Source organism: Ruegeria arenilitoris (assembly GCF_013032855.1).
Lineage (GTDB): Bacteria > Pseudomonadota > Alphaproteobacteria > Rhodobacterales > Rhodobacteraceae > Ruegeria > Ruegeria arenilitoris.
Genome location: NZ_WQDA01000001.1, coordinates 670,650 through 691,125, shown reverse-complemented (window position 1 = coordinate 691,125; position 20,476 = coordinate 670,650). Strand labels below are relative to the sequence as shown.

Below are 20,476 nucleotides of genomic sequence, written 5' to 3'. Positions count from 1 at the left end.
CCTGCCCCCTATTCCGAGTTTTGCCCGGGCTGCTTGCCCAGAATGATCATCGACAGCAGATCGTCGTCGGTCACGTCCGCGATATCGACCGTGCCGACCAGCTTGCCGTTCTTCATGACTGAGGCCCGATCACACAAATCCATGACCGCATGGACGTCGTGGTCGATCAGGAAAATTCCGATCCCCTGCGCCTTGAGCTGGTGAATCAGATCGGCCACCATCTGCGTCTCGTGCGGGCCCAAGGCGGCGGTCGGTTCGTCCATGATCAGGATGCGGGCGTTGAAATAGACAGCCCGCGCGATGGCCACCGACTGTCTCTGGCCACCTGACAGAGCCGAAACCGGATCGTTGAACTTCTGAAAATTGGGGTTCAGCTGCGCCATGATTTTACGGCATTCGGCCTCCATTGCCGCGTCGTTGACCAGACCGAAAGGAGTAGTCATTTCGCGTCCCAGGAACAGGTTCGAGGTGGCGTCCAGATTGTCGGCCAAGGCCAAGGTCTGGTAGATTGTCTCGATATTGTTGGACCGCGCGTCGCGCGGGTTGTTGATCTCGACCGGTTTGCCATCGATCAGGATCTGCCCGTGGTCCATCTGATAGGCTCCGGACAGGACCTTGATCAGCGTCGATTTGCCAGCCCCGTTGTGCCCCAGCAATCCCACCACCTCGCCGGGATACAGGTCGACCGAGACCTGGTCGACGGCCTTGATCCCGCCGAACGAGATCGAAATGTCTCGCATCTCGACCAGAGGTGGTTGCCCGGATCCGCGACCGGATGCCGGCGGCGTTTTCTGAGTTTCCTGCGCTTGCGTCATTTTCCACCCAATCGCTTGCGATAGACGATGTCGATATAGACGGCCAGAACCAGCACGCTGCCGACGACGATGTTCTGGAACGGCGCATCCACGCCGACCATGGCCATGCCCGATTGCAGCGCCTGCATGATCAGCGCACCAAGGATCGCGCCATAGATGGTGCCGATGCCGCCAGACAGGGCGGTTCCGCCAATGACCGCAGCCGCAATCACTCGCAGTTCGTCCAGTGTTCCGATGTCATTGGAATGGTTGGCCAGCCGCGCCGAGGCGACCACTGCCGAAACCGCGCACAGGAAACCCATCAGCGCAAAGATCTTGACGGTCAGCAGGCGGGTATTGATACCCGACAGCTCGGCGGCATCCGGGTTGCCGCCGGTCGCGAAGATATAGCGCCCAAAACGGGTTTTGCGGGCCACAACCGTCAGGGTCACGGCGACAATGATCAGGATCAGGACCGAGATCGGGATGCCGTATCCGACGATCAGGCCCTCGGGCATCGTCTCGCCGCGGGCTTCGAACATACGCTGCAACCGGCGCGTCGGAATGGCATAGCTGTTCAGGATGTACACATATCCCAGAATGCTTGCGGCAATGATCCCGGCGAGCGTTGCCTCGGCCCAGACGGGTTTGACCGGGAAGCCATGCGCCGCCTTGGCCCGGCGGCTGCCCCACAGCGCCCAGATCGCAATGGCCGCCGCAAACAACCCGAACAGCCAGCTTGCCGTTGTTCCCAAGGTTCCGTTCGTTCCCCCGAACATCAGGAAATTGCTGTCCAGCGGCCCGATTGTCTGCCCGCTTGTCAGATACCAGGCGACGTTGCGCCAGACCAGAAAGCCACCCAAAGTCACGATGAACGCCGGAATGGTCAGGTAGCCGACCATCCAGCCATGAAACGCTCCGATCAGCGTTCCGATGGCAAGACCGACCAGAATGGTGATGATCCAGGTGGCGGGATGGTCCAGACCCATCCCCAACACGCGCGGCAACAACTCGGTCTGCGTCATGGCCATCACCGCCGAGGTGGTCGCCAGCAAAGCGCCAACGGACAGGTCGATGTGACGGGTTACGATGATGAACACCATACCGCAGGCCATGATCGCCACCGAAACCGATTGGATCGACAGGTTGAAGAGGTTGCGGGGCGTCAGGAACCGTCCGTCAGTGACGATATTGAACCCGATGCACAGGATCACGAATGCGCCGATCATACCCAAAAGCCGCATGTCCAGTTCCAGCTGTTGGAACAGGCTTGGCTTGGTTTTCTGAGGTATCGGCTGAGACGAAGTTTCGGTCATTTCCGATCTTTCAAATTCAGCAATCGTCCCCGGCCCGCCCATGCAGGCCGGGGACTTTGAAGTTTAGTTGCAGGGTGCGGGGCCGTTCTCGACGCCTTGGCACAGATCTTCCAGCGCGATCCATCCGGCATCCACAACAACCGACAGATTGTCCTTGGTAATCGGAACCGGAGCGAGGAAGACGGAATTCATCGTCGTTCCACCCGGGGAGGTCCAGCTGACCACTCCGTCGATTTCCGACGGGTCGGTGCCACTGCTGAGTGCAACGGCAATCTCGCCGGCTGCCTTGCCCAGTTCGCGGGCGTCCTTCCAGACGGAAACGGTCTGCGTACCCAAGGCCACGCGGTTCAGCGCGGCGTGATCGCCATCCTGACCCGACACTGGGATACCTTCCATGCCCTGCGCGGTCAGCGCCGCGACAACACCACCTGCGGTCCCGTCATTCGAGGCGACAACCGCATCGACCTTGTTTTCATTGGCGGTCAGGATCTGTTCCATGTTCCGCTGCGCATTGGCGGGCAACCAGCCATCGGTATAGGCTTCACCGACGATCACGATGTCACCGCTGTCCAGCGCCGCCTGAAGGACTTCCTGCTGACCACCGCGCAGGAAGTCCGCGTTCGGATCCGTAGGCGAACCCTTGATCATGACGTAGTTGCCCTTCGGCATTGCCTCGTACACGGCGCGCGCCTGCATGCGTCCCACTTCGACATTGTCGAAGGTCAGGTAGAAGGCGCGGTCGTCCTCGATCAGGCGGTCGTAGGCGATGACGGGAATGCCCTCATCCGCGGCGGCCTGTACGGCCGGACCGATGGCCTGCGCGTCCTGCGCCAGAATGATCAGAGCGTCCACACCCTGTGCGATCAGGCTTTCGATGTCGGACAGCTGCTTGGCCGAGGACGACTGGGCGTCCGCCGAGATATATTCGGCGCCACCAGCCTCAAGCGCAGACTTGATTGCCGCTTCGTCCGTCTTCCAGCGCTCTTCCTGAAAGTTGGACCAGCTTACGCCGACAACCGGCTCGGCAAAGACAGCCGAGCCAACCATGGCAACAGCAGCTGAAAAGCTGAGAATTCGTTTCATGATTTCCTCCCGTTGATGGGGCCATCGCGTCATGATTCGCGGCCCTCGTATTTCTGCGTATCATATTTATTTCAGCGGGTAAAATATTTACTCTGTTCGTGGGTCCCAAATCCCAATAGATTGAGGCCTAAAGAAGATTCGCGGAGACAAGATGCTGAAAAGCAAGGCTTCTCAAAACTCGCTGGACCAACGGAATGCCACGCGCCTGCGGGTGTTGGAACATATCCGGACCAAGGGGTCGATTTCGCGGATCGACATCGCATCGGCCCTGCAGACCAGCCCGGCCACCGTAACCGCCGCAACCGCTGACCTGATTTCCGCCGGCCTGGTCCGAGAGACCGAAGGCGAGGCCCACTCCAAATCGGCCAAACGCGGGCGGCCGCCGGTTCTTCTGCAACTGGACGGGCCCTCCTATCTTGTGGCGGGCCTCAAGGTCGCGCGCCAGGTCATCTCGGTCATCCTGGTCGATTTCGAAGGCAACGAAGTCACCTCGCACATGTACGCCCTGCAAGATGCCAGGATGTCACCGCGCGATTTCGTCCGCACCGTGCGCCTTGCGCTTGAGGAGACCTGCGCAAAGATCGACCGCACGATCGACGGGCTTTCAGGTGTTTCCATTGGCATCGCCGGTTTGGTCGATGCCGAGAGGAATTTCGTGCACTGGTCATCTTCGATCACCGAGCGCAATGTGAACTTCGCCGCGTTTCTCGATGAAGGTCTGCCCTGCCCGGCCTTTATCGAAAACGACGCAAACCTGGTGGCCAAGGCCGAACAGCTGTTCGGGCTGGGCAAGGGCCTGTCGAACTTTCTTGTCGTCACGATCGAACACGGTGTCGGACTGGGCATCGTTCTGGACGGTAAGCTGTTCCGGGGCAACCATGGCTGCGGGGCCGAATTCGGGCATGCCAAGGTCCAGTTGGACGGGGCGCTGTGCCAATGCGGGCAACGGGGATGCCTCGAGGCCTATGTCGGCGACTATGCATTGATCCGAGAAATGACGGTCGCCGGGCAAAGCAGCGCGTTGGAAACCGTATCCGACATTCACGACCGCGCGCACGCCGGAGACCAACGGGCGATTTCCGTTCTGGCTCGCGCGGGCCAGATGTTCGGCTTGGGCCTGTCAAACCTCATCAATCTTTTTGCCCCCGATTGCATCATTCTGTCCGGAGCCCAGGTCAGCTTTGAGCACCTGTGTTCGGACGACGTGATGGCGCGCATTCGAAACGGAGTGGTGAATGTCGACACCGCCCTGCCCGAGATCAAGGTGCATCATTGGGGCGACCTCATGTGGGCCAAGGGCGCGGCGGCCTACGGGATCGAGCAAGTGTCCATCCTGAAGGTGCAGGAGATCGCAGCCCATGCGAGCTGAACTCGCCCTGGTGGCGGCCCTCGCCACGACCGCCAGTGCCGATCCTGCCATCCCCCGGTATCAACCGATCGACATTCCCTCTCATGTCTACGACGGCGGCTGGGAGCATTTCGTGGGTGGTGGCGTCGCGGTTTTCGACTGCAGCGGGGACGGCTTGCCGGAACTCTTCCTTGCTGGTGGGGCGAACCCATCGCAGCTGTTCCGAAACACCTCTCAGGCGCAAATCTCCTTTCAGGCAAGCACGCCAGAGCCGCTGTCCCTGACAGGTGTGACCGGCGCCTACCCGATGGACATCGACGGCGACGCCATCCTGGACCTTGTGGTTCTGCGCGTTGGGGCGGATCTGTTGCTCAAAGGTGGGCCCGATTGCCAGTTCAGCCCATTCGCAGGGCTTGGGTTTGTGCCCGATGACCACTGGACCACGGCCTTCACGGCCACGTGGGAACCCGGACAGACACTGCCCACTCTCGCCTTCGGAACCTATGTGGACCGCGACAATCCGAATGGCCCATTCGAGGCCTGCGGCCCCACTCTGCTGTACCGCCCCCTTGGTGAAACCTATGGCCCGCCCGTTCGGCTGGAACCTGGGTACTGTGCGCTGTCGGCTTTGTTCTCGGATTGGGGCCGGACCGGGCGCGCGGATCTGCGGATCAGCAACGATCGGCACTACTATGTCCGTGGCGGACAGGAACAGATGTGGGCGATGGAAGAAACTCCGCGCCTGTATGATCAGGCAGAAGGTTGGTTGCCCTACTCGATCTGGGGCATGGGCATCGCGTCGCGCGATCTGACGGGGGATGGCTATCCCGATGTCTACCTGACCTCGATGGGAGATCAGAAATTCCAGATTTTCGACCCCGAAGCCGGCGGTCCCACATGGCGTGATGCGACCTATGACAAGGGCACGACCGCACATCGGCCGCACATCGGCGCGGACGGGCGACCATCGACCGGTTGGCACGCGCAATTCGCGGATGTGAACAACGATGGGCGTGACGACATTTTCGTCGCGAAGGGCAATGTCGAGCAGATGCCGGATGCGGCTCAGGACGATCCCAACAGCCTGTTGCTGCAGCTGGAATCCGGTCAGTTTTTCGAATCCGCGGCTGGGGCCGGTGTGGCATCGATGGCAAAATCTCGTGGCGCCGCGCTGCATGATCTGAACAATGACGGCTGGTTGGACTTGGTTGTGGTCAATCGCGGATCACCCGCCGAAATCTATCAGAACCAGCCCGCAACAGGGAACTGGGTCATGGTGAATCTGGGCCAGCATGACATCAATTCTCAGGCCATCGGCGCCTTTGTCGAAGTCCGGACCGCTGCCGGATTTCAGACCCGCGAGATCACGATCGGCGGAGGCCATGCCAGCGGGATGGCAGGGCCGCATCATTTCGGTCTGGGCGACGCCAGGACCGTGGACATTCGTGTCGTCTGGCCCGGCGGAGACCGCTCGGACTGGGAGACATACGACACCAACCGGATCATCCGACTGCGGCGCTGATCACTTGTCGACTGGCAGCCCACTGGGCACCCGCTCTGGTACACCCAGCCGTTCGGCGGGATCCTCCAGTGCAGCCAGAAAGCTCAGGATGTCGTCAATCTCTGCATCTGACAGGGCAATCGGTTGCAGTTCGTTGGCCGCGGCGATGGCATCGACCAAGGCCGGATCCTGTAGCGGCCGTTGATCATCGGCTCCGGGAAAGACAGGCAGATCTGCCATTTCGATCGAGTAGCGCCGCAACGCGCCTTCGGGGTCAAGGTGGTGCCGTACCACGTCCTCGAGCCGAGCATAGGCGCCATCGTGACCATAGGGCGCAGTCAGCGTCACATTGCGCAGCGACGGCGTCCGGAACGCAAACGCATCTTCGGTTGCACCGGTTACGCGCAGTCGACCATCATCCCGGACGTGGTTTTCAAAACGAGCAGCCTTTCCCGGGCCGATCTGCGGCATCGCGATCGCATGAAACCCGTGGTCAGTCTGAAACCACCCCGAATGGCACGATCCGCAACCGGCCTTGCCGTAAAACAGCTGCATGCCGCGCGCCGCGTCGGGCGGCAGAGGTTCCTCTCCGCGCATCGCGCGATCAAAGGGACTGTTGTCGGCACGCCATTCAAAGGCGATGAAGTCGGCAATCGCGTTGGCGATGGCTACGAACGAGACCTCCTTTTCGGGGGTCACGTCGCGGAACATCCTTTGATATTCCGGAACCAAAGCCACCCGCCCGGCGATCAGGTCCCATGCACCACCCTGTTGCGTCAGAAGGCCCAGCCGCACCGCCTTGCTGATCGGGTTTTCCGAATAATGTCCGGCCATCTCATCCGGCGACAGAACCGGGAACATGGCCTGAGCCGCCAATGCCGAGCGGAACCCCGGCCGCATATGCTGCCCCAACGGTGTTCTGATGCCGAAAGGTTGCTCAGGAGCATCCTCGAGCCTGCCGTCGTGAAAAAACGTCGTGAACTCGGTCGCGCCAAGGTTCCAGAGGGCCGGGGAATTGCGCGGGATGCGCTGTTCGGGCAGGTTGTCAGACCCAAGCCCGCGGGCGCTGCCCAGCCCAATCCCGCCTTCTCCGATGCCCAGCGACATCCCGTCCGAGGTCCCGAACCTTGGGTGGTGGCAGGTGGCGCAACTGATGTTTTCGTTTCCCGACAGGATCGGGTCGTAGAACAGCATTTGCCCCAGTTCCACGATCGCAAGGTCGGGCTCGATGAACTCGGGAGCCGGGCCAAGGTTCTGGGCCGCTGTCCCGGTGGCAAAGCTGGCGAAAACAGCCAAGGCCGATAAGGAACGGATCACGCTCATGCCCCTGCCTCGGATATCTCAAGCATCAGCGTCTGGTGATACGGTTTTTCGGGCGTACATACGATCGATGGAAACGCGGGGACGTTCGGCGCATTCGGATAGCCCGATGGTTCGATACAGAGCCCGGCATGCGGTGCAAATGGCGCAGACAAATGGGCGGCAGAGTAGACCTGCGCCCCGGGCTGATCTGAATGGACCGTCATCGTCAATCCCGACGGCGCCGCAAGGGTGGCAACCGGTTGGGCCACCATGCCGCCGGTGCCGAACAGGAAGAAGTGATCGAGGTCCGTGGCGGCCTGTCCGATCGGTTCGGGGGCCGCGAAATCCAGCCCGACCGATGCAGAGTCGACGATCCCGCCAGACGGTATCTCCTGATCGTTCAGTTCCAAGTGACGATCTGACGCCAACTGCAATCGGTGCTCCGAGATGCCTCGAGCCGACCCCAACGTGTAATAGTTGTGTTGCGCAATGCTGATCGGGGCCGGCCTGTCCGGCCAGGCCGAGATCGAATATGTCAGGCAAGGGAAATCCAACCGGACCCTGACCTCGAAGCGCACAGCCCCCGGAAATCCGCCCGCGCCGTGGGGCGAGACATGGACCAGCACCGCCTCGCACGGCGAAAGCTGCTCGACCCGCCAGAACTGGCGCGAGAGCCCTTCTGGCCCCCCATGCAGCGTATTCGACCCTTCGTTCGCAATCAGCGCATGATGGGTGCCGTCCAGATCGAACCCTGCGCCGCCGATCCGGTTGGCGACCCGCCCGACGAGCGCGCCGAGATAGAACGGATCGTTCAGGTATTCGGTCGAGTCGTCATAGCCAAGGATCAGCGGTTGGCCCTTGTACCACCACCCTTGCGTGATCGCCCCATAGCCCAACAACGACACCCGCATGTCCCCGTCTTGCAGGGCGACAACCGGGATATCAGTGCAATCAATGCGACTTTTGTTCATCATCCAGCCAATGGCGCCAACGCCTTGTAGTACGCTCTGTATCGTCTGTAGGCGCTGTCATAGGCTTCGGTCAAATCACTCTGCGGTTCGATGATGGCGTCGATCTCTGGCGGGGTCATGATCTGTTCGGGTGTTGCGTCTCCGGCTGCGCACATGGCCAGCCGCGCGGCACCAGTCGCAGCCCCGAACGCGCTTCCCTTGGGCAGGGCCAGCGGCACATTCAGCGTGGTGGCGATGGTCTGAAGCCAGTAGCGGGACCGCGCACCGCCACCTACGGCAATCAACTGCGCCGGTTCGGTACCGGTGCTCCTCAGGGCCTCAAGGCAATCGCGCATTGCAAAACCGACACCCTCCATCACTGCCTGCACCAGATCCGTCGGCTCCGAAGCGATGTCTAGGCCCAGAAAAGCTCCTCGGATGGTGCTGTCATTATGCGGCGTCCGCTCGCCGGACAGGTAGGGCAGAAAGGTCAACGACGACGGCCCGTTTGGCTGGTCGGGCAGCGCCCCGGCCAGCGCCTCGACCGGTTGGCCCAGATTGCGTGACAGCCAGTTCAGGCTGTTGGTCGCCGACAGGATGACGCCCATCTGAATCCATCGCCGAGGCACCGCGTGGCAAAAGCAATGAACCGCCGTCTCGGGTGCCGGTGCATAGCTGTTCCGAGCCATCAGCAGCACACCCGAGGTGCCAAGAGACAGAAACCCGGACCCCTCGTCGATGCTGCCGATACCGCAAGCGGCCGCGGCGTTGTCGCCAGCACTGCCAGCGACCACAACCGGGCCGGACAGCCCCCATTCCCGAAGCAGTTCATCCCGCAGTTCGCCACCATGGTCAGTGCCCTCGACCAGTCGCGGCATCTGATCGGGCCTCATGTGACCCAACTCCAGCGCCCTGTCCGACCAGTCTCGCGCGCCGACATCCAGCCAGGACGTTCCCGCGCTGTCGGACATGTCACTGACATATTCTCCGGTCAGCCAGAACCGCAGATAATCCTTCGGCAACAACACCATGGCCGTTCGGGCGAACAGGTCGGGTTCATGGGCACGGACCCATTCCAGCTTGGGCGCGGTGAACCCGGGGAACACGATATTGCCCGTGATCTCGCGCATCCCGGGGGTCTGGTCCAACTCTTTGGCCTCTTGCGCCGATCTGGTGTCATTCCACAGAATGCACGGCCGCAGGACGGTGCCGTCCCGATCCAACAGCGTTGCGCCGTGCATGTGGCCACTCAGTCCGATCGCCCGCAGTTGCGCCAGTGCATCGCCGTTCGTCTCACGCAGCCGGCCCATGACGGTCGCGCAGGCGTCGATCCAGTCCTGCGGGGCTTGTTCGGACCATCCCGGTTGCGGGTTCGACGTGGCGATCTCAGCCTCAGCCTCGGCCAGAACCTGCCCGGCTTCGTCCACAAGAATTCCCCTGAGACCCGAAGTTCCCAGATCCAAACCCAGATACACGAGACGCGCCCTCACCCATATTATTTTAGTTGGTAAAATTATTAACCGAGATCAGAAAATGTCAACACCGGAATCCGCCGCGCAAATTCATACGAGACAAATAGGGCGGAACGTTCGGCCCCACCAGGCTTCTTTGATCGGCAGCGGATCAGCCAGTACTCTGCCAATAGGCTGTTTGCGCGCTGAAGACGTAGTTCGCTGTAGTTTGCCAACTCTTGCGCATGCTGCCCTATATCTCCGAGATCAAGGCGGGAGTCTCATTGCATGACGACCGCAACATGGGGCATGGCTGAAATTCAACCTGCAAGGAAAGCGCGCGCGTTCTTTGGGTTGCGCCCATCAGGTTTGACGGATGGCGACTTCCCCTTTCTCGGCGAACGGGCCTCAGGGATCCGGGCGCAGGCACAGCCAGATCAGAATGCCCAGGTAAAGAAAGACGGTAACGTTCAGAACGGTATCCAGAAACTCGCCTGTCATGGCCCTTCCTCCCGCGCCAGCACCCGGAACAGACAGACCACCAGAACCGGAACTATGAAAACAAAGGCGATCGCCGAAATTGCGATCACAGATCGCACCAGCCCGATATCCCCGACAAAGACCATGGCAAGCCCAAGCGCACCCAGAATTGCCCCCCACACCGTGCGGATCCGGGGAGACGGGTTTTCATCACCACCGGTTCCGATCATCGCGAGGGTAAATCCGGCGCTGACAACGCTGGTGACCACAAACAGAAACGCGGCGACGATGGTCGCTGTCTGCGTCAGTCCGGACAGTGGAAACCGCTGAAGCAACGCGAATGTGGTCGCGTCAAGATTCTGCTGATTGACCACGGACAAGGAACCTTGCTGCCGCAGCGCGTCGAAAAACCCAAGCCCGCCAAACACGCCAAACCAAAGGATCGAGAACAAGGTTGGCGCGACGATCACACCCAGAAGAAACGCCCGGATCGTTCGGCCCCGGGAAATCCGGGCGATGAAGATACCGACGAACGGCGACCAGGCCAGCCACCAGATCATGTAGTTCAGAGTCCAATCCTGGAACCAGTTGACGAGGTCGTCACCAAAGAACTCGGCCGTGGCAAACCCTGCGGGCAGAACGTGGAACACGTATCGTCCGAAGCCGCTCACGATACCGTTCATCAGGTATGAGGTGGGACCAAGGATCAACAGATAGATCATCATTGCCACGGCAATCAGCATCGCAGCATTGGACAGCTTGGCCATGCCGTCCCCCAGATCCCGGCGCAGAGGGATGACAAAGGCCACACACATGGCGAAAAAGACCGGAAGCGTCAGAGCCGCCGAATCCGCCACGCCAAGCAATCCGGCCAACCCGGTTTGCACCTGAAACACCCCCATGGCCAGCGAGCCAGCCAAACCCACGGCAATGGCAACGATTGACAGAAGGTCAAAGCCCCAGCCCATCGTCCGAACCCACGGGGCCGACCCCAGAGCGTCGTTCAACGGCGCGCTCAGCAGCAGAGTGCCCCCACGGCGGAAGGCGAAATAGGCAATGATCAGACCGACCACCCCGTAGATTGCCCAGGCATGAAAGCCCCAGTTCAGGTAGGTTACGAACAGAGCGTTTCCGGCGGCCCTCGGATCTGGCTCGTATTTTCTGAGCTCTTCGAAATGGGTCAGCGGCTCGGCTGCACCATAAAACAGCAGCCCAACCCCCATCCCGGCCGCAAACAGCATGGCGATCCATGCGGGAGTCGAAAACTCGGGCTCGGCACCATCCGGCCCCAACCGGATGCTCCCAAAGCGCGAAAAGGCCAGAAACAGCGCAACGAACAACAGGCCGCTGGCTTCGAGCATGATGAACCAGCCCCGGCTTTCGAACTGCGTCGCAACCGCGGCAGACGCCAACCGGCCCAGCCCCGCCGGGTCGACAAGACCCCAAATCGCAATGCCTGCGCTGATCGCAAGCGCGATGACAAGCAGCGAATTGGTCGATGTGCGGCGCATGGGCTTTGGTCCTTGGATTTGATCCAAGGCCGAGCGTAGAGACCCGTTTGCAACCTGTCCAGAAATCAACTCTTTCGAGAATTTTGTTTGAGAACAGCCGAATATCTGTGCCTAATGGCGGAACCGACCAACGGTGGCGGGCCGCAATGGTGCTGAGCCCGCAGGAGACGTGCATGGCAACTCAACCCAAGGCCGACAACCAGCGCGTGGGCAAGCCTGGGCTGACCTTCTGGTATCAGCTGGTTGTTCTGCTGTTTCTGACCATCGCGTCATTGGTGCTGGCGTCCTCGGTTCTGATACCGCTTTCTTTCGCCATACTGTTGTTTGTGCTGCTTACTGCAACATCTGACCGGATCCACCGGATCGTCATTCTGGGCCATTCCGTACCGAAATGGATGGCGCATCTTGGGGCCTTGTGCCTGATCCTGTTTGGATTGCTGATCATCCTGTCGATCCTGTCCAGCCAGGCCGGTCTGGTGTCCGAGGCTTTCCCGAAATACGAAGAGCGCCTGTCCGGTATCCTGGCAAAACTTGTCGCCCTCGTCGGCAACGAGAACTATGCCGCGGCCCAGAAGGCGCTGAGCCAGATCAACCTGTCGGGTTTTGCCGGCAGCATCATCGGATCCGCTGGCGCCTTCCTCAGCGCCTTCTTCCTTGTGCTGCTCTACGTGCCGTTCATGCTGGTTGAACGCCTGCCGATGCAGACCAAGATTGACCTCGCGATCTCGGATCCAAGGCTTGCCAACAAAGTTCGCAACGTGCTGCACAGCACGTCCGCCAGCATCCAGCGCTATGTCGGGATCAAGACTTTCGTCAGCGCGCTAACCGGGTTCGGCAGCTTTCTTGTCATGTGGGCGGTTGGGTTGGATTTCGCCGAGACCTGGGCGGTTCTGGCCTTTCTGTTGAATTTCATCCCCACGGTCGGCTCGATCATCGGTGTCGCCCTGCCCTCTCTGGTCGCTCTTGTCCAGTTCGAGGAACTAAGCCCGTTCCTGATGGTGCTGTTGGGATGCGGGGCCGTGCAATTCTCGGTCGGAAATATTCTTGAGCCGACCTTGCTGGGCAAAAGCCTGAACTTGTCCCCTCTCATGGTCATACTGGCCCTGACATTCTGGACCGCGATCTGGGGCATTCCCGGTGCGCTGATGAGCGTGCCGATCACTGTCTGCATCATGATCATTCTGACCCACATTCCGGCCACGCGCCCCATCGCCATACTGATGTCGGGCGATGGCCGTGTGGGTCCCAAAGACTGATCTCGGTGCCGACAAACCGGATTATCGGCCCATCGCCCGCGCGACTGGCCGCTTCACGAAAGGACAAAGCCGATGGTTACCAAAGCGGAACTTGAACAGCAGGTTGCTGAGTTGAAGCGACAGCTTGAAGAGCAGGCCGAGGACAAAAAGTCGGGCGCGCGCAAGGCGGGCGAAAAGGTGAAAGAGGCCGTCCAGGACATTCCCGATAAGTTGTCGGCCGAGTTCGAAGACTGGTCCGGTGAGATCGAAACCGCGCTGGCCGAGCTGGATGCCATGCCACACAAGAAAGCCATCCTGTTCGCCCTGGGCGTTTTCGCTCTGGGCTACGTGATCGGTCGGTCCAGGTAGGAGACAGTCAGATGAGCCGCATTTCCCGAAACATTTCCATCATCCTGCGTACCGAACGGCTGATCGCTCAGCGGAACATGACCGTCTTGGCCAAACGCGCAGGCTTTTTCGCCGCAGCCGGATTGGCGGGCGGGTTGGCCATCATCATGCTGAATGTCGCGGGCTATCTTGCTCTGGCGTCAGTGATGTCCAAGCCGTTGGCTGCACTGGTCATCGCCCTGATCAACCTGATCGTGGCGCTGATACTCGCGGCTATCGCCAACTCGGTCAGCGCCGAGGCCGACACTGCGCCAGTAGCAGAACTGCGCGACATGGCGATCGGCGATATCGAGGCCGAGGTTCAGGACATGATGTCAGAGGCTCGCGAGACGGTCCGCGACCTTAGAACCGTCTCACGCGACCCTCTGGGAACGCTTGCCCCCGGGTTGGTGACCATGATCGCAAGCGCCGTTCTGAAACACCTGAAGAACCGCAAAGAGTAAGCGGCGACTGTCGCCTAGACGGTCGCCCCTTTCTGGCGGATCAGACAACCAATGCTGCTGGCGCAAACACCGACCAGAACGCCGATGATCAGCTCCATGGGCTCGACCTTGGCAAAGGTCCAATGCGCGAAAGCCAGGGTTTCCAGTATGCCGATCACCGCGCCCATCGTCGCGGCCAACCACAGTTGGCGGGTCATCATGCCCACCGCAAGGCCCAGAATGCCGGGCAGGCTCAGGATGTTGCCGCCGATTGTTCCAAGAATCTCAAGCATGTCGTGCCACTCCTAGTCGGATGCGCTGTTCAGGAATGATCGGATCTCGGCCGCGCCGGTACTCTGCGCAATTTCAGTGCCGGTCACCGGATCCAGCGAGGCGACCACTTTCTGATACTCCTCCAGATAGCCCGGCGGCAGGCTGTGCGCGATGCCCTGGTGGCAGTCGATGCAGGTCATGTTCTCGTCGATCGCACGCTGATGTTCGTTGGCGGCGCGCGTTTCCTGAATGGTGAAGTCCATGTATTCGAAATTGTGGCAGTTGCGGCATTCGCGGCTGTCCGACGCCTTCATCTTTTTCCACACGGCCGAGGCCATCTTCAGGCGGTGATCCTCGTATTTCTCGGGCGTGCTGATGGTGCCGACCAGCTCGTGATAGACGTCTTTCACCGCCATGATCTTGGCTTCGATCTTGAAGCTCCATTCCTTGGGCACGTGGCAATCGGAACAGATGGCCCGTACGCCGGAATGGTTGTTGTAGTGGATCGTTTCCCGGTATTCGCCAAGGTTGGTTTCCATCGTGTGGCACGAGACGCAGAATTCTTCGGTATTCGTCATCTCAAGGGTCCAGTGGAACCCACCCCAGAACAGGATGCCGGCCAGAAAGCCCGCCAGAACCAGAAAGCCTGCGCTGAACGCGGCGGCCGGAGTCCAGATCCACGCCCAGATGCGGCCGATCAAGCCGCGCTTTTCAGGAGAGTCTGCCATATTTGGTGCTCCTTTCAGTCCAAAGCTGGATCAGTTTCCGGCCGAGGGCTGGAACAGGTTGTCGACCAGGGCCGGCGCATCCGCCTGCGGCACATGGCACTGGTTGCAGAAATACCGGGTGCCCGCGATCTGATCGAGCTCGTTGCCTTCGCGATCCAGATAGTGGGTCATCGACAGGGTCGGCGCGTTGCGCTCACCGGCCTTGGTCCAGTCGTGGCAGGACAGGCACTGATTGGTGCGGATGTCGATCTGGTACTGGTCGATCTTGTGCGGAATCAGCGGCGGCTGCTGGCGATAGTTGCGCTGCATGCGCCCTTCGATGTTGCGGTGCACATCATCTAGGATGGCCGGATCATCGATATCCACGCCTCGCAACGTGGTCACGGACGCGGATTGCGCAAAGGCAAGCCCGGTCACAAGAAGAACAGGGATCAGGGCTATTGCGCCTGTCGCTATTGATTTTTTCATCTTGGCACTCCCTTAAGCAGGTCTGGCGGCGCGCGGTTCTGGCGCGGCGGCTGGATCGGGTGGCGCGACGACGGCGTCATCGAACCGGTGGGTAAGTTTGAAGACATCGACCGAGCACACATCGATGCAACGGCCGCATGTTGTGCAATCGGGCGACAGGATCAGCGGGCTGGATCCCGGCTTGCCCTTCAGTGCGGGCGAGATCACCTGGTTTTCCGGACAAACCGCATAGCAATCCATGCAGTCGTCACAGGCGGCGCGATTGGTCGCGCTGACCCGCAGCAGGCTTTTGGCGCCGATCAAGCCGTAGAAGGCCCCGACCGGGCAGATATGGCCGCACCATCCATGCCGGGCCACGAACAGGTCAAAGACAAAGATCGCTACGACCATCGCCCAGACAAAACCCATGCCAAAGACCAGCCCGCGGTGCAGCATCGTGATCGGATTCACCAGTTCCCACGCAATCACGCCGGTCAGGGCGGACACGATCAGAACGGTCGCCAATATCCACAATCGGGTGCTGCGTTTGGGCTGCCAGCCTTTGGACAGGTCCAGCCGACGGTGCAGCCAATGCGCGGCATCCGTGACCGGGTTGATCGGGCACACCCACGAGCAATAGACCCGCCCTCCGATCAGCGCATAGGCCACCAGAACGATCAGCCCGCCGATCAGCGCGGTCATTTCCGGCCAGTGGCCGGCCACCAGCCCCTGCAGCAGGATGAACGGATCGGTCAGCGGCAGCACGTCCAGCGTCAACGATCCGGCCAGCGTGCCCTTGACGATCCAGATGCCGAACCACGGTCCCAACAGGAACAGCGCCAGAAAGAACACCTGACTGAACCGCCGCAGCAGCAGGAACCGATGGGCGCCGACCCATCCCTTGACCTCGCGGGCCTCGTGCCCGACGGGCATATGTGTCCGCGCCGTCATTGGCCTGCCCCCGGAAGGTTGTAGCCCGGTTCGTACCCGCCCGGCGCGGCAAGGTTGTCCGCGCCCGGTCCGGGCAGGCGATCGGGCAGGTCGATGATGCCTTCGACCAGCGGCCCGCCCTTTTCGGCCTTTTCTTCCCATCCCTTGCGGTAATGCTCGGCCGAACTGCCGCGCGCCAGCCGTGCGGGCAAAACCTTGATCGCCGCCTCGGGCAGAACGCAGCTTTTCTCGCAGACGCCACAGCCGGTGCAGCGGTCGGCATGAACCGTCGGCGCAAAGATCGCGTGGTGGCCGGACCGGTCGTTGTGCGACAACTCCAGCGTGATCGCCTCGTCGATCACGGGGCACACGCGATAGCACACGTCGCAGCGCAGCCCCAGGAAGTTCAGGCAGTTCTCCTGATCGACCAGAACCGCAACACCCATCTTGGCGCCGTCGATATCCTGCAACCCCTTGTCCAGCGCCCCAGTCGGGCAGGCCGCAACACAGGGGATGTCTTCGCACATCTCGCAGGGCACGTCGCGGGCGATGAAATACGGCGTACCGGTCGCCACCGCATCGACGCCCAACTCGGCCAGCTTCAGCGTGTCATAGGGGCAACCGCGGACGCACAGCCCGCAGCGGATGCAGGCCCCCAGAAAGCCATCTTCGGGCAATGCCCCCGGCGGTCGCAAGGCCTCGGCCGGCAGGGCGCGGGCGTCGCGGGCCAGATAGGCCAGCACCGACCCGGCGACCAGACAGCCACCCGCCGCGCGCGCCGAGTCCTGCAGGAACCGGCGCCGTTGCGGCGAAAGAGGTTTGCCGACCAGAGACATTACACGCGACCTTTGCGATCCCTGCCCTTACGCCCGCTCGACCTTGCAGGCGCATTTCTTGAAGTCCGTCTCTTTCGACAGCGGACAGGTCGCATCCAGCGTCAGCTTGTTGGTCAGTTGGCCCTCGTCGAACCACGGCATGAACACGAGGCCACGCGGCACCTTGTTGCGGCCACGGGTCTCGACACGGCTGATCACCTCGCCGCGGCGGGTGGACAGCACGATCTCCTGCCCGCGGCGCACGCCGCGTTCCTTGGCGTCCTCGGGGTGCATGAACACCACGGCGGCGGGGAAGGCGCGGTGCAGCTCGGGCACGCGGCGGGTCATCGACCCGGAATGCCAGTGCTCCAGCACCCGGCCGGTGCACAGCCAAAGATCGAACTCTTCGTCCGGCTCCTCTGCTGCCGGTTCGTAGGGCGCAAAGATGATCTTGGCCTTTCCGTCCTTGTGGCCATAGAATTTGACGCCAGCACCCTCAGGCACATAGGAATCGTAGCCCTCGCGGAAGCGATAGAGCGTCTCTTTCCCGTCCACGACCGGCCAGCGCAAACCGCGGGCCTGGTGATAGGTTTCGAACGGTGCCAGATCGTGCCCGTGGCCGCGGCCAAAGCTGGCATATTCCTCGAACAGGCCCTTTTGGACGTAGAAGCCGAAATGCTCGGATTCGTCGTTGTGGAACCCTTCGGCGGTTTCCGACAGCGGATACTGGTCGATCTTGCCGTTGGCATACAGTACGTCGAACAGGGTCTTGCCACGATGCTCGGGCATCTTGGCCAGCAACTCTTCGTCCCAAACCTCCTCGACGGTGAAGCGTTTCGAGAACTCCATCAGCTGCCACAGGTCCGACTTGGCCTCGCCCGGGGCCTTGACCTGCTGACGCCAGAACTGGGTGCGGCGTTCGGCGTTGCCATAAGCCCCTTCTTTCTCGACCCACATGGCGGTCGGCAGGATCAGGTCGGCCGCAACGGCAGTGACCGTTGGGTACGGATCCGATACGACGATGAAGTTTTCGGGGTTGCGATAGCCGGGATAGCCTTCTTCGTTGATATTGGGGGCGGCCTGCATGTTGTTGTTGCACTGCACCCAATAGACGTTCAGATCACCATCCTTCAGCTTGCGGTTCTGCAGAACCGCGTGGAAGCCCGGTTTGGGCGGAATGGTGCCTTCGGGAATGTTCCACTTGGTCTCGGTGATCTTGCGGTGTTCATCATTGGTCACCACCATGTCGGCGGGCAGGCGGTGGGCAAAAGTGCCAACCTCGCGCGCGGTGCCACAGGCCGAAGGCTGACCGGTCAGCGAGAACGGTGAGTTGCCGGGCTCGGAGATTTTGCCCACCAGCAAGTGCACGTTGTACATCAACGAGTTCACCCAGGACCCGCGGGTGTGCTGGTTGAAGCCCATGGTCCAAAGGCTCATGACCTTGCGGTTCGGGTCGGCATATTCCTTGGCCAGCTGCTCAAGCTGGTTCGCCGGTACGCCCGACAGTTCAGAGACGTATTCCAGCGTGTAGTCGGCGACCGAGGCGGCGTATTCCTCGAACGAGATCGGCTCCAGCTTGCCCGAGTCCGGGTTCGCCGCGGCCTGTTGCAGCGGGTTGGTCTCGCGCAGGCCGTAACCGATGTCGGTAGCGGTCTTGGTGATGTTGACGTGGTTCTTGACGAACTCCTCGTTCACCGCGCCGGTCTGGATGATGTGGTTCGCGATGTAGTTCAGGATGGCCAGATCGGTCTGCGGCTTGAAGATGATGCCGTTGTCGGCCAGTTCGAACGAGCGGTGCTCGAAGGTCGACAGCACATGCACCTGCGCGCCCGGCTTGGTCAGGCGCGTATCGGTCAAGCGCGACCACAGGATCGGGTGCATCTCGGCCATGTTCGAGCCCCACAGCACGAAGGTGTCGGCATGCTCGAGGTCGTCATAGCAGCCCATCGGCTCATCAATGCCGAAGGTCCGCATGAAGCCCACCACGGCCGAGGCCATGCAGTGCCGCGCGTTCGGGTCGATGTTGTTCGTGCGGAACCCGGCCTTCATCAACTTGGCCGCGGCATAGCCCTCCCACACGGTCCACTGTCCCGAGCCGAACATGCCCACGCTGGTCGGGCCTTTCTTGGCCAGCGCCTCTTTCCACTTCTCGGCCATCACGTCGAAGGCTTCGTCCCAGCTGACGGGCTCAAAGTCACCGTTCTTGTCATAGACGCCGTTCGATTTGCGCAACAGCGGGGTGGTCAGACGGTCCTTGCCGTACATGATCTTCGAAAGGAAGTAGCCCTTGATGCAGTTCAGCCCCCGGTTCACCGGAGCGTCCGGGTCGCCTTGCGTGGCAACCACGCGGTCGTTCTTGGTGCCCACCAGAACCGAGCAGCCCGTGCCGCAGAACCGGCAAGGTGCCTTGTCCCATCGGATGTCGGCATTGGCGACTTGGGCGGCAGCTTGGCCCGTCGCCAGCGGGATACCGGCCGCGGACGCGGTCGCGGCGGCGGCGGTTGCTTTCAGAAACGTACGGCGAGATTCGGAAATGGTCATGACAAGGGCCTCCGGCTGGAATCTTGGCTGGGAGTTTCAGGACGCGGACGGGTCTCCGCGAGATCTTCGAAATGGTGATAGGTCAGGGTCAGCGAGACGACCCCGGGGATCTGGTGCAGGTCCATGATGATCTCGGACGCCAACCGTGTCGGCGTGTCCTCGACAACGACAACGAACCGGCTGTCGTCGGATTCGGCATGGACCTCGACCCCGTCAAACGCAGTCATCGCCGACCGTGCTGCCGAGGTCTGGTCCGGCGCGACATGCACGAGGCATCCACAGATATTCATTCATGCACCTCCACTGTGGCGGGCTGGTATCTCTCAAGGGAAACGGCACCGGTCGGGCATGCGGCCGAACAGGCTCCGCAACCGACACATGATGCCAAGTCCAGGTTCACTTCGGCACGGCCTCCGGTTTTCAGGCGGAATCGGATGGCCCCTTGATCGCAGCTGTCTTGGCACACCCGGCAACTGACACCATTTGCCGAAAGGCAGGTGTCGGACACTTTCGCGCGCCACGGCCACTCGGCGAACCGGTCCAGGCTCAATGCGTCGGTCTTGCACGCGTCGGCGCAGTCTCCGCAAAAGGTGCAGCCACCCTGCTGCGGCTGAAACACCGGCAAGCCCGCGTCGTCCATAGCCAGAACTTCCTCGGGACAAACCGAGACACAGTCGCCGCATCGAGTGCAGAGATCGTGGAAGTTTTCGCGCGCCGCTCCTGGCGGCCGCTTCACGCTGTCGTCTTCGCGAGGCAGGCGTCCCGTCAGGAACGCGCGCCTGCTGGCTACTGCAGACATGTGCCGCCCACCTGTTCTAGAAACATTTGTGGTACTCCGTTCATGCTGCGTGGATAGCGGATACGAGTCAACTCTGACTTGATCTTGATCAGATTTGTTCATGGATTGAGCAAACGAATCCTTCCTGAAACACAACTCTGGA

The 20,476-nt window shown here is 61.2% G+C and carries 20 protein-coding genes; 5 read left to right on the top strand and 15 right to left on the bottom strand.

Translation table 11 applies throughout. From position 1 onward, the window contains the following. Positions 1–8: 8 nt before the first annotated feature. The 3 genes from GOW72_RS03280 to xylF form a co-directional block, all read right to left on the bottom strand. Positions 9–740, bottom strand: coding sequence for an ATP-binding cassette domain-containing protein (locus GOW72_RS03280; RefSeq protein ID WP_170366010.1), 732 nt, complete (start codon positions 738–740; stop codon positions 9–11). A 71-nt stretch (positions 741–811) separates the two neighbouring features. Further along, entirely contained in the window at positions 812–2,110 is a 1,299-nt protein-coding gene (locus GOW72_RS03275) for a sugar ABC transporter permease (protein ID WP_170339578.1), read from the bottom strand. Between the two features lie 63 nt (positions 2,111–2,173). Beyond that, the gene (gene xylF, locus GOW72_RS03270) at positions 2,174–3,193 is read right to left on the bottom strand and encodes a D-xylose ABC transporter substrate-binding protein (RefSeq protein ID WP_170365098.1); all 1,020 of its coding nucleotides are present in this window, start codon (positions 3,191–3,193) and stop codon (positions 2,174–2,176) included. A gap of 151 nt (positions 3,194–3,344) precedes the next feature. On the opposite strand from xylF, the gene GOW72_RS03265 reads away from it, so the two are divergent. Further along, positions 3,345–4,562 (top strand): ROK family transcriptional regulator, encoded by a 1,218-nt coding sequence (locus GOW72_RS03265; protein ID WP_170365096.1) that lies wholly within the window; start codon positions 3,345–3,347, stop codon positions 4,560–4,562. Further along, positions 4,552–6,063 (top strand): CRTAC1 family protein, encoded by a 1,512-nt coding sequence (locus GOW72_RS03260; protein ID WP_170365094.1) that lies wholly within the window; start codon positions 4,552–4,554, stop codon positions 6,061–6,063. The genes GOW72_RS03265 and GOW72_RS03260 overlap by 11 nt, the downstream gene beginning before the upstream one ends. Here the strand turns inward: GOW72_RS03260 and GOW72_RS03255 are convergent, their stop codons facing one another. From GOW72_RS03255 to GOW72_RS03240, 4 genes are all read right to left on the bottom strand, one after another. Continuing rightward, a complete protein-coding gene (locus tag GOW72_RS03255; protein WP_170365093.1) occupies positions 6,064–7,365 on the bottom strand; it encodes a cytochrome-c peroxidase in 1,302 nt (433 codons plus the stop codon). Beyond that, entirely contained in the window at positions 7,362–8,315 is a 954-nt protein-coding gene (locus GOW72_RS03250; RefSeq protein WP_170365090.1) for an aldose epimerase family protein, read from the bottom strand. Before GOW72_RS03250 ends, GOW72_RS03255 begins: the two co-directional genes overlap by 4 nt. Then, positions 8,315–9,769, bottom strand: coding sequence for a xylulokinase (gene xylB / locus GOW72_RS03245; RefSeq protein WP_170365087.1), 1,455 nt, complete (start codon positions 9,767–9,769; stop codon positions 8,315–8,317). Before xylB ends, GOW72_RS03250 begins: the two co-directional genes overlap by 1 nt. 473 nt (positions 9,770–10,242) lie before the next feature. After that, the gene (locus tag GOW72_RS03240) at positions 10,243–11,736 is read right to left on the bottom strand and encodes a BCCT family transporter (RefSeq protein ID WP_170365086.1); all 1,494 of its coding nucleotides are present in this window, start codon (positions 11,734–11,736) and stop codon (positions 10,243–10,245) included. A gap of 173 nt (positions 11,737–11,909) precedes the next feature. On the opposite strand from GOW72_RS03240, the gene GOW72_RS03235 reads away from it, so the two are divergent. The 3 genes from GOW72_RS03235 to GOW72_RS03225 all read left to right on the top strand — a co-directional run bounded on the left by GOW72_RS03235 (position 11,910) and on the right by GOW72_RS03225 (position 13,822). After that, positions 11,910–12,992, top strand: a complete 1,083-nt coding sequence (locus GOW72_RS03235) for an AI-2E family transporter (protein ID WP_170340177.1) — start codon at positions 11,910–11,912, stop codon at positions 12,990–12,992. Positions 12,993–13,064: 72 nt separating this feature from the next. Then, a complete protein-coding gene (locus GOW72_RS03230; RefSeq protein ID WP_170339561.1) occupies positions 13,065–13,340 on the top strand; it encodes a hypothetical protein in 276 nt (91 codons plus the stop codon). An 11-nt stretch (positions 13,341–13,351) separates the two neighbouring features. After that, a complete protein-coding gene (locus GOW72_RS03225) occupies positions 13,352–13,822 on the top strand; it encodes a phage holin family protein (protein ID WP_170339560.1) in 471 nt (156 codons plus the stop codon). Between the two features lie 14 nt (positions 13,823–13,836). Here GOW72_RS03225 and GOW72_RS03220 read toward each other — a convergent pair whose 3' ends face one another. The 8 genes from GOW72_RS03220 to napF are packed head-to-tail and all read right to left on the bottom strand — an operon-like array spanning position 13,837 to position 20,334. Beyond that, entirely contained in the window at positions 13,837–14,094 is a 258-nt protein-coding gene (locus GOW72_RS03220; RefSeq protein WP_093964456.1) for a hypothetical protein, read from the bottom strand. 12 nt (positions 14,095–14,106) lie between these two features. Beyond that, a complete protein-coding gene (locus GOW72_RS03215; protein WP_170356964.1) occupies positions 14,107–14,802 on the bottom strand; it encodes a NapC/NirT family cytochrome c in 696 nt (231 codons plus the stop codon). A gap of 30 nt (positions 14,803–14,832) precedes the next feature. Then, entirely contained in the window at positions 14,833–15,270 is a 438-nt protein-coding gene (locus GOW72_RS03210; protein WP_170339556.1) for a nitrate reductase cytochrome c-type subunit, read from the bottom strand. A 12-nt stretch (positions 15,271–15,282) separates the two neighbouring features. After that, entirely contained in the window at positions 15,283–16,200 is a 918-nt protein-coding gene (gene napH / locus GOW72_RS03205; RefSeq protein WP_170365084.1) for a quinol dehydrogenase ferredoxin subunit NapH, read from the bottom strand. Continuing rightward, on the bottom strand, positions 16,197–17,015 hold the full coding sequence (gene napG / locus GOW72_RS03200; RefSeq protein WP_170340167.1) for a ferredoxin-type protein NapG: 819 nt from the start codon (positions 17,013–17,015) through the stop codon (positions 16,197–16,199). Before napG ends, napH begins: the two co-directional genes overlap by 4 nt. A gap of 27 nt (positions 17,016–17,042) precedes the next feature. Then, positions 17,043–19,535 carry a nitrate reductase catalytic subunit NapA gene (gene napA, locus GOW72_RS03195; RefSeq protein ID WP_170365082.1) on the bottom strand — a complete coding sequence of 831 codons (2,493 nt, stop codon included), beginning with the start codon at positions 19,533–19,535 and terminating at the stop codon, positions 17,043–17,045. After that, entirely contained in the window at positions 19,532–19,825 is a 294-nt protein-coding gene (locus GOW72_RS03190; RefSeq protein ID WP_170365080.1) for a chaperone NapD, read from the bottom strand. Before GOW72_RS03190 ends, napA begins: the two co-directional genes overlap by 4 nt. Next, entirely contained in the window at positions 19,822–20,334 is a 513-nt protein-coding gene (napF, locus tag GOW72_RS03185) for a ferredoxin-type protein NapF (protein ID WP_170365078.1), read from the bottom strand. Before napF ends, GOW72_RS03190 begins: the two co-directional genes overlap by 4 nt. Positions 20,335–20,476 lie beyond the last annotated feature (142 nt).